This window comes from Rhizobium sp. PEPV16 (assembly GCF_008919455.1).
GTDB lineage: Bacteria > Pseudomonadota > Alphaproteobacteria > Rhizobiales > Rhizobiaceae > Rhizobium > Rhizobium leguminosarum_Q.
Genome location: NZ_VSZV01000302.1, coordinates 21,067 through 31,126 on the forward strand (window position 1 = coordinate 21,067; position 10,060 = coordinate 31,126).

The following is a 10,060-nucleotide window of genomic DNA, read 5'->3' on the forward strand; positions in this document are numbered from 1 at the left end:
AATCGGCTAGGCCACCGGTTGCCGATTTTCCAGGCCATGTGGCAGGTTGCGTGGGCTCGACAGAAATAGCGCGGCGCCCACAATTCCGTGCAACTTGCTCTCATAAAAAAGTCAGATGTCAGCGCAGGCGTTTAGTTGCGCCTTTTGTACAGACGTGCGTCTTCGTCTCGCATTTGCCGACTTCAGCTCGGGAATGTCCAAATTCGTCTCGTAATCCCAGTTAATGTCCATCTCTATCGCTCAGGCCGGTCCCAAGGATCGGTCTTTGTGTCATCGTGCGAAACGGTCGGATCTCGCTTGTTCAAAGCAACACCGAGGCTGACCCTAAAGCCAATTAATGACGGGTCTGGCAGTCGCTAAAGTTTCTCGACAGGCTCGCCGTTTGGGTTGGGCACCGGCGCCTCTCTTGTATCACGGGCCGGGTGTTTACGATCGTCAGGCTCCGGCGGTTCCTTATGGTCGGGGCGATTGACAGGCTGCTCTTTAGGGTTGCCCCTTTTTGATGGGGCATTATTCTTTTTGGACATGGCCAGTTCCTCCACAACAGTACGAACTGACTGGGGACATTGAAAGTTCCGAGGCAGCCAAACTGCCAACGCCAGCGCATAAAACTTAAGCTGAATTACATTCGGTGGCGCTGGCCGGGCGCGATCCTACTGTCCTCCGAGGAAGTGAAGAACGCTTTGCTACCATCTGAAGGCGGCCCCCACTCGGACGCGGAGCGGTATTCGTCGGCTCTACGGCCGCCATTCCTGGCTGTTGCGATCGTCGAGCTCGCGATCTAGGTAGAACGCTGCGCTGATGAGAGCGAGATGAGTAAAGGCTTGCGGGAAATTGCCAGCGAGCTGCGCCTTGGTATCAAACTCCTCGGCATATAGTCCGAGATGGTTGGCATAATTCAGAACCGACTCGAAGACCCTGCGAGCCTTCTTGGTGTCCCCCGCTCGTGCGAGACACTCTGCATACCAGAATGAGCAGGCTGAGAAGGCGCCCTCCTCCCCGTCAAGGCCGTCATTACTTCGATATCGGTGCACGACACCGTCGTCCGCTAGTTGGTCGCCGATCGCCGTCAAGGTCGACAGCCACCTCGGGTCCGTGGCACTGACAAACCTGACCAGCGGCATGAGTAGCAGCGAGGCGTCAAGCGTGTCGCCGCCCTTTGTCTGCACAAAGTGCCCCTTCTCCTCGCTCCAGAAGTTTTTCCAAATGTCTTCGTAAATGTCGTTCCTGACGTCATGCCACTTGGAAAAAGGCGCCGCGAGGGATCGCTTGGTCGCGAGACGTATTCCCCGATCGACCGCCACCCAACACATGAGCCTGGAATGGAGGAACTCCTGTGGCTCGCGGCGCATCTCCCAAATCCCGGCGTCAGGATCCTCCCAGTGGTCGCAGACAAACTCCACAACCTTTCGAACCCCCTCCCAGTGATCGTGAGAGATTGCGTGGCCGTATTTGTTGCTCAGATAGATCGAGTCGAGAAGCTCACCGTAGATGTCGAGCTGGAACTGTTCTGCAGCGTTGTTTCCCACCCGGACGGGCGTCGCACCGCCATAGCCGTGCAGGTGCTCGAGGCTGGCCTCGTTAGGCACCTCGCCGCCGTCGATCGCATACATGATCTTCAGTCCGCCGCCGGCGTCACATGCCGACGCCCGCTGGCCGATCCAGTCGTTGAATGCCATCGCCTCGTCGCGATAGCCAAGCCTCATCAATGCATACACTGTGAAGGAGGCGTCGCGTATCCAGGTGGCGCGATAGTCCCAGTTGCGGCTGCCACCGGGGGTTTCCGGCAAGCCAAAGGTTGCGGCGGCGACGATCGACCCGTGCTTGCGCGAGGTCATGAGTTTCAACGCCAGTGCAGAGCGATTGACCATTTCGCGCCAGCGTCCGCGATAGGTCGACTGTCTCGCCCAGTTCTGCCAGAAGGCGACCGTCTGATCTTCCATCTCCTCCGTGGTCGCTTCTTCCGCATTGTCGTCACCGTCGTCGAGAATGAAATCGACGCCCTCTCCAGCTTGAAGGGTGATCTCGGCGATAACGCCGCCATCGATCTCGACGAGTGGCACACCAGCCAAGAGTCGTAGAACTTCGCCGTTCGCCTGCCGCCAGATTACAGCGCCCTCTTCCATCTTCGCCGGGAGCTGTCTTCTCGCATATTCGAACCGAGGAGTGCACGACATACGCAACTTCAAACTCCCGCGCGTCACACGAAAGCGCCGTACAACCATGCTCGAACCGTCGCTACGGCTGTTTTTCACGTACATGAAATCAGTAAGTTCGCCGCTTGCCTTGTCGCCCATCCAACGTGTGAGGAGGACGTTCGTATCCGGAAGATATTGTTGCGTCACGCGGGCGTCGGCAAGCTCCGGAGCGATCCGAAACATGCCACCACGTTCCGGGTCAAGCAGCGCAGCAAAAATTGTCGGACTGTCGAAATCGGGCCAACATAGAAAATCGATCGTGCCGTCGGTAGCGACAAGCGCGATCGTCGCCAAATCGCCGATGACGCCGTGGTTCTCTATCGCGCGCGGAACGACGGCTGCGTCCTCCTGGCTACGTTTTGCGGCAACCTTATCCCCGATGAGCCCGCTGTTTGCATGCATGCTGCGTTCCTCTTGGCTGAGCTTCGGATGAAAAGTCCGCAGGGAGCTCGCCACTTCACCGATTTGGCGCTTTGGTTCGAAACGGCAATGGCGAATGAGGTCGCCGGGAGAGGGCCGCAGGTCAATGACCTTGCTTTAACGGGAATAGACAAAATTTGGCCTAGCCACAGCGTTTTCGACTATAGCATAGGTCTCTTCAAGCCCCATAGTCGCAGCAATTCTCCTGGAGCCGAAATCTCTGCCGCAATGACGTAAGGGTCTCCAGATCGTCTCGACTTCGCAGCGTCCCGCATTTTGATTGGAAGCCCGTGCCCCATGTTCCTGACCGAATAAAAGGCCAGCTTCAGACCGTCTGCGGCCCGCCACGACTGCAATCTGCCCCACGGTTTTTCCGCCGCACGTCCGCTGCCTTCCTCGATGCCCCGGACTTCGAGCCACTGTGCTATGCATGCGCTCGCGTTGACCGGGTTCACAGTCCTATCGTCCATGCCCTGCCAGATCGTTACCGCGGGCCACGCCTTGACCTCGGAAGAGATCTTCGTAACAGCTCGGCCCCAGCCGCCGGGCGGCGGCGTCGCGCCCGACTTCATCGCTCGTAGTGCGGACATCGCATCTCGGGCCGATCCGACGGGCATGCCTGCGATGATCGCGGCGCCTGCGAACATTGGGGGATAGTTGGCAACGAGCGCGGCCGTCATCGCTCCGCCAGCAGACAATCCTGCGATAAAGATCCTCGAGCGGTCGATGCGATGTCTTTCGCAAGCATGTTCGATCATTTGCTTGATGGAGAGCATTTCTCCGCGGTCTCTGGCGACGGCGCTTGGGCGGAACCAGTTGAAGCATCGTTGCGAATTATTGGCGCTTCTCTGCTCAGGATAAAGGAGAACGAAGCCGCGTTCTTTTGCGAGTTTGGAGAAGCCAGCGGCACTGTCCAGGCTTTCGGGTGTTTGTCGGCAACCATGAAGCACGACCACAAGTGCCGGGTTTTTCGGCAGCCGCGCTGTCGGCACGAAGGTTTTCATGATCAGGCGGCCGGGATTGCTTCCAAATGCGGTCGTCTCGACCAGAGTCGGTTTCGCGGCACGGGGTGTCGGCGTCGCGCGTTTCGCCTTGTTTCGCGGCGCCTTGAGGGCCTTCTCGATCAGCCTGCTGAATTTCTTCTGGGATTTGAGGACCCGGGCTAGCGATTTGCCGAAACCGACTTTCATACGCCCACGGACTCGAGCTGCGACAACAGCATCCGCAAGCCCGGCTGCGCCGCTTCCCGCAGCGCGGTCTCCAAGGGGAACCACCGTGTCTTTCGGACATGCTTCTCCGGAAACTTGTCCGCGATCCTCGAGACCTTAAGAAGGTGGACGGCCACGTGGTATTGGTTGGGACTCGTGTCCTTCCGATAAGAAAACGTACCGAATACGGCCTTGTCCACGACGCCTACGACCCCGGCCTCCTCGAATGCCTCTCTTAGCGCCGCGGCGCTGCTGGCCTCACCACCTTCGACGTGCCCCTTCGGAATGCCCCATCGACCGTTCCGTCGGCTGCCTACAAAAAGGATTTCAACTCCACCGTTTTCGTTCCGACGGTAGCAGAGAGCACCAGCCTGCGCGACATCGCGACCAGACATGGTTTTCGTAAGGTCCGTCTGGGCGTTTTCGTTGAGCATCGTCCGCCTCCGGTTTCGAAGCCCGCGCAAGCTAGCCGGGCGACGTTCGAGAGTCCAGTTCGCTTCATCAGGTCGTGACGCGACCGAACTATGACAGGACCTCCAGCGTTGATGAGCATCCAATCAGAATGGAGCCTGCCTTGCCATCGGAAATCGAAATCAAACTCGACCTCTCCAACGAAGCCCTTGAGAGCCTTTTGGGTTCCGATCTTCTCGGAGAGCCTGACGACGCACTGCAGCAGACATCGACCTACTTCGAAACGGATGATCGTCGGCTGTCGCAGAAGGGGTTCTCTCTGCGTATCCGCTCTACCGGCGCTTCCCACGTCCAGACTGTGAAGGCATCCGGACCGGCGAAATCACTGTTTGTCCGTTCAGAATGGGAGACTCCCATTGAAGGCAATGAACCCGTCCTCGACCATACGAGCCCTCTGATAAGCGAGTTCGGACCGGAACTTGAGGTGGAAGCCGCTTTCACCGTGTTCATTGAGCGCCGCGTCTGGAACATCGAATTGAACGGCTCTCGGCTGGAGGTGGTCGTCGACCGGGGAGACGTAGTGTCTGGCAACAGGCGCTCGCCAGTTCAGGAAATCGAAGTCGAACTGAAGGACGGCGATACGCAGGACTTGTTCGTATTCATTCGCAAGATCGACGCGATCGCACCTTTCCGGTTCGGCATTCAGTCCAAGTCCGAACGGGGTCTCGCGCTTCTGGACAGGCAGCAATTCATGTTCAAGGCAGAGCGCCTCGATCTCGACCGAAACATCAAGGCATCTGCCGCCTTTCAAGAGATCGCCGGGTCCTGCTTTCGGCAGTTCCGTCTCAACGAAGAGATCCTTCTCCAGCGACGAAATTCGGAAGGCCTTCATCAGGCGCGGGTAGCTCTGCGGCGTCTCCGCTCTGCGTTCTCTCTGTTCAGGCCGCTCCTGATGGGCGACGAGCCGAAAATGATCCAAGAGGAGCTTCGCTGGCTCGCTGGCGTCCTGGGCGAAGCGCGAAATCTCGATGTCCTGCTGATGAAGGCGAAGGACTCCGACCTTCGGGCCAAGCTCAAGGATGCCCGCAACAAGGCCTACGGCGACGCTGTCGAGGCTCTGGAATCGGCGAGAACGCGCGCGCTGATGCTCGATTTCAACGAGTGGCTTCAATGTGACCTCGATCGCCCTGTCGGCAGCGCAGCTTCCGAGGGGACATCGGCTTCGGAGTTTGCCGCGAAGGCCCTCGAGAAAATGCGTAAGAAGCTGAAAAAGCATGGCAGTGCGCTGGCCGAGACCGACGACGAGCATCGTCACCAGGTTCGCAAGGACGCCAAGAAGCTTCGCTACGCGGCTGAATTCTTCGGATCCCTGTTCGACGACAAGCGCGGCGCCCGTCGGCACCGGAAATTTATCGCAGCGATGGAGGAGCTGCAGGACCATCTTGGAGCGTTGAACGATCTGGCTATGGGACCGGACGTGCTTGAGCAGCATGGACTGGCCGACCACCCTGCTCGAGATTCTGTCGTTTCCCACGATGACAAAAATGCGTTGATCCGCATGGCGCAGTCCTCAGTAGATGAGGTCATCGACACGAAGCGCTTCTGGCGCTGACATGGGGACGCCACGAACCTTGAGCGAAGGAACCTCGGTCTATCCGCCACGGTCGAGAACGTCGATGAACATGAGCAGACACGATGAATGAGATTGACGTCTATCCGAAGCCGATCCAGCAGTATGGTGCATTGTGTTTCCGAAACACGCCCAAGGGGCCACAGGTGCTTCTCATCACGACGCGGGAGACGAGACGTTGGATGATCCCAAAGGGCTGGCCGATATCAGGTCTGAAGCCGCGCAAGGTGGCAGAACGTGAGGCCTGGGAGGAAGCTGGCGTGATCGGGAGGGCGAAGAAGAAGCCCTTCGGCGAGTTCCTCTATGACAAGCTGATGCAGGACGGAAGTGGAGCGCGACCAGTCGTTGCCGTCTTCCTACTGGAGGTCCGCCGTAGCCGAAAGCGCTTTCCAGAAATGGCGGAACGAGATTCCGTGTGGCTGACGCCGATTGAGGCCGCCCGCCGCGTAGACGAGCCGGACCTTGAGCGCCTGCTGCTGAAGTTTGGACGAATGGTCGAGCGCGGGGGACGGCTTCCCTAGCTCGACAGTCGCGGATTATCGATCTCGGGCGCCGGAAACGTCCTCGTATCCACCGTCAACTGGTTTCTCGGCAGATGGATCGAACGCTTTCGAAGCCGCCGCTGGTTCCCTGTCAAACCCGACGCGCTGGAACGCGGCCAGCGATGGTACCGCCGATATGGCAAGTGGTCGCTGCTGGCGAGCTGGCTGCCGATCGTCGGCGATCCGATCACCGTCGTCGCCGGCGTGTTGCGCGAGCCGCTCCCGAACTTCGTCCTCCCGGTGGCGATCGCCAAGGCCGGACGCTATATCGTGCTGGCAGCGGCAACCACGGGACTGGCCTGATGCCCTGGCAGCAGATCGTCGAATTCCAGCGCGACATCTATCTGGCCTTCGCCGACCACATCAAGGCGTTCGCGCAGGGCGGCGGCTGGCTCGCCTTTTTGGCATTCCTGCCGATGGGAATTGCCTTCGGTGCAGTCCACGCCCTGACGCCCGGTCACAGCAAGTCGGTCCTCGCCACCTATCTCAAGGGCTCTTCGATGAAGGCGCACAAGGCGCTGCTGGTGTCGATGGCGCTGTCGTTCACGCATGTGTCCATGGCGGTCCTGATCGCGCTGCTCGCCCTGCCGCTGGTCTCGCATTCCTTCGTCGACGCGGGCTCGGCTCCCGCCCTCCAGGCGCTCAGCCGTGGACTGCTCGGCGTGATCGGCCTGTGGATGCTCGGCAGCGCGCTGTTCCGCCACGCCCACACCCATTCGAGCAGCGAAGGCGTCGTCGTAGGATTCCTTGCCGGTCTCATCCCCTGTCCTCTGACGCTCTTCGTGATGACCTTTGCGATAATCCACCAGGTCGTCGTCACGGGACTGCTCTTCGCGGTGCCGATGATGATCGGCGTCTGCCTGACGCTATCGGCGGTCGCACTTCTGGCGGTCGCCTTCAGGGAGCAACTCGGGCGACTGATGCGCAGCAGACCGCGGCTGCTTGCGGCGGCCTCCAAATCGATCGAGGCCGTCGCCGGAGCGATCCTTCTCGCGGTCGCTGGGTTCGCTTTCGAGGTGGGCCGGCCTCGCCTTCCTGTTCGGATGGGTCAGCAATGTGGCGATCTGGTTCCAGCAGACCTTTCCGATCCTGATGCAGATCGGCTAGGCCACCGGCTGCCGATTTTCCATGCATGTGACAGGTGGTGCGTGGGCTCCTGCGCTTCCTCCCGCGCCGTCGCTCGTCGTGTGCAGGAACCGACGGGCAATGCGGCTTTTTGCGGGCCTTTCGAGAAAAGCGTCCCACGTTGCGGGATAACCCAGTTGTCAAAGGGCACTCCTCAGCACTCGCAGAACATCTGGCATCCGCCCACCGACCCTGCCATAAATGAGCTTCATCGAGGGAGGCATCGTGATGCAGAAGAATGCGCCGGACTTCAGCCTTGAGGGCAAGGTGACTTTGGTGACAGGAGCGAGCCGTGGCATCGGTCGAGCTTGCGCACTTGCCTGTGCCGCGGCAGGCTCCGATATTGTTTTGGGCGTTCGCGATGTCGCAGCGTCGGCGCGCCTGGTTGCTGAACTGGAGGGCGCGGGACGAAAAGTTCTGCCCGTTGAACTGGATATCCCCAACAAGGCCCATATCGCGCAAGCCGTTGGCGCGGCGATTGCGACGTTCGGCCGGATCGACATCCTCGTCAACAATGTCGGCGTGGCTCCGGGCAATCTCGCGGAACTCGTCGAGGAGAAGGATCTTGACGAGATACTCGATGTCAATATCAAAGGCACCTTTCTGATGACGCAGGCTGTGGGCCGGCACATGATCAAGCGCAACGGCGGCAGGATCATCAACATCAGCTCACAGGCCGGTACCGTGGCACTGCGCGGCGAGGCAATCTATTGCATGAGCAAGGCGGCAATCAATCACCTCACGCGCTGCCTTGCAGCCGAGTGGGCACGCTATGATGTCACCGTAAATACCGTATCGCCAACGTTCATTCACACCGATGGCACAGCACCTTTTCTATCCGATGCCGACAGTCGCAAAGCGACGCTCGGTCACATTCCACTCGGCCGGATCGGTGAAACCGATGATGTGGTGGGTGCCGTAGTCTTCCTAGCATCGCCGGCTGCGAGCCTAATCACCGGCGCTAACCTGCTGGTGGACGGTGGATGGTCCGTCGCCTGAAATCCCCGAGGAGTCGATTTCTTGGCGACTTGCAGACGCCAATGAGGGATCTAGATTCCCTGGATGAAAACCTTCGAATCCGACAACGGCTCTCGGCAGAATTCGCTTCGTCAGGTGCTGCGCAAGCTCGATAGGGCCGACGGCAGGCAGGCGGTCGCCTTTCGGCTGGTATTTGCTGCCATTGACGTCGCCATTCTCGCCTTCTTCCTGCTCGGCCCGTACCTGCGATCCGGTCCGTCCTATCTGATCATCGACTATGCGATAGCAGTGTGGATCGCCGCCGAGATGGTGGGCCGGGCGATCGCCGCATTCTCTCTGCGCGAGTGGTTTCGGCGGCCGATGACCTGGATCGACTTTGTGGTGCTGGCCACGCTGTTGCTGCCGGACCTGCTCTACAATTTCGCTTTCCTGCGGATCATGCGGTTCTGGGCGATCGGCAGGAGTCCGCTGCTTAGGGACTTGCTGCGCAAGGCCGGCTATTCATACCTTCTCGACGTCGTCCGGGCGGTAATCAATTTCCTTGTGTTCCTCTTCATGGCAACCGGGTTCGTCTATACGTCCTTCTTCTACAACAGGGAGGGAGGCGAAGGATTCGTCGATGCGCTATACTTCACGGTCGCGACGGTGACGACGACGGGATTCGGAGACATCACGCTTCCGGGAACGCTGGGCAAGCTCACTTCCGTTGTGACGATGATCGTCGGCATTTCCCTTTTCGTCAGGCTTGCTCAGGCAGTGGTCCGCCCTCACAAGGTGACCTATTCCTGCCACCGATGCGGCCTTCAACGCCATGACGCGGACGCCGTTCATTGCAAGGCGTGCGGAGAGGTCTTGAACATACCGGACGAGGGATCGTGACTGTCGACCCTGGCTAGACGATACGCCAGAAATTCGCACGCCGCCGCCGCCGACATCATCCTGTCGCGAGAGGATTATCCTCATCGTGGGCTGTTGCGAGATCGGTCGCCAGTTCATACGTTCTGTCATCCAACCTCACAGGAGCAGAAGATGCAGATCGACCTCACAGGCAAGACCGCTCTGGTTACCGGATCCACTGAAGGCATTGGATACGCAATCGCCCGCCAGCTCGCGAGGGCGGGTGCGGACGTGGTGGTCAACGGCCGGTCCGAAGAAAAGACCGCGAAGGCCGCCGTCCGCCTGAAAGGCGAAGGCGCCAAGGGAAGCGTGACCGCGGCGGCCGCAGATCTCGCGACCGCTGGCGGATGTGACGCTCTTGTCGCCCAAGTTCCTCACGTGGACATCCTCATCAACAACGCGGGCATCTTCCAGCCGCTAGACTTCTTCGATGCGGGCGACGAGGTATGGGACCGCCACTGGCAGGTGAACGTCATGTCCGCCGTCAGGCTTTCGCGCGCATATCTTCCGGGCATGCAGAAGCTCGATTGGGGCCGCGTCATCTTCATCGCGTCTGAATCCGGCTTTAACATTCCGGTCGAGATGATCCACTATGGTGTCAGCAAGACCGCAGACATTGCGGTTGCCCGCGGCCTTGCCAAGCGCATGGCT

The 10,060-nt window shown here is 59.6% G+C and carries 8 protein-coding genes and 2 pseudogenes; 7 read left to right on the top strand and 3 right to left on the bottom strand.

Annotated elements, in window-relative coordinates:
* Positions 1-737 precede the first annotated feature (737 nt).
* The 3 genes from FY112_RS15715 to FY112_RS15725 form a co-directional block, all read right to left on the bottom strand.
* Positions 738-2,600 (bottom strand): glycoside hydrolase family 15 protein, encoded by a 1,863-nt coding sequence (locus FY112_RS15715; RefSeq protein ID WP_210384803.1) that lies wholly within the window; start codon positions 2,598-2,600, stop codon positions 738-740.
* Between the two features lie 179 nt (positions 2,601-2,779).
* Positions 2,780-3,808 (bottom strand): PHB depolymerase family esterase, encoded by a 1,029-nt coding sequence (locus FY112_RS15720; RefSeq protein WP_151518801.1) that lies wholly within the window; start codon positions 3,806-3,808, stop codon positions 2,780-2,782.
* Positions 3,805-4,260: an NUDIX hydrolase gene (locus FY112_RS15725; RefSeq protein WP_017960334.1), complete on the bottom strand. Its 456-nt coding sequence runs from the start codon at positions 4,258-4,260 to the stop codon at positions 3,805-3,807. The genes FY112_RS15720 and FY112_RS15725 overlap by 4 nt, the downstream gene beginning before the upstream one ends.
* A 128-nt stretch (positions 4,261-4,388) precedes the next feature.
* On the opposite strand from FY112_RS15725, the gene FY112_RS15730 reads away from it, so the two are divergent.
* The 7 genes and pseudogenes from FY112_RS15730 to FY112_RS15765 all read left to right on the top strand — a co-directional run.
* A complete protein-coding gene (locus FY112_RS15730; RefSeq protein ID WP_151518802.1) occupies positions 4,389-5,849 on the top strand; it encodes a CHAD domain-containing protein in 1,461 nt (486 codons plus the stop codon).
* Positions 5,850-5,932: 83 nt separating this feature from the next.
* Positions 5,933-6,388 carry an NUDIX hydrolase gene (locus FY112_RS15735; RefSeq protein WP_151518803.1) on the top strand — a complete coding sequence of 152 codons (456 nt, stop codon included), beginning with the start codon at positions 5,933-5,935 and terminating at the stop codon, positions 6,386-6,388.
* Positions 6,389-6,403: 15 nt separating this feature from the next.
* Positions 6,404-6,712: pseudogene (locus FY112_RS15740) on the top strand (YqaA family protein); the annotation flags it as partial.
* A pseudogene (locus FY112_RS15745) lies at positions 6,712-7,516 on the top strand (sulfite exporter TauE/SafE family protein). The pseudogenes FY112_RS15740 and FY112_RS15745, both read left to right, overlap by 1 nt.
* A 246-nt stretch (positions 7,517-7,762) precedes the next feature.
* On the top strand, positions 7,763-8,533 hold the full coding sequence (locus tag FY112_RS15755; protein ID WP_151518804.1) for a glucose 1-dehydrogenase: 771 nt from the start codon (positions 7,763-7,765) through the stop codon (positions 8,531-8,533).
* Positions 8,534-8,596: 63 nt separating this feature from the next.
* A complete protein-coding gene (locus FY112_RS15760) occupies positions 8,597-9,391 on the top strand; it encodes an ion transporter (RefSeq protein WP_131630398.1) in 795 nt (264 codons plus the stop codon).
* 150 nt (positions 9,392-9,541) lie between these two features.
* The coding region (locus FY112_RS15765) for an SDR family oxidoreductase (RefSeq protein ID WP_151518805.1) at positions 9,542-10,060 on the top strand (519 nt) is incomplete at its 3' end.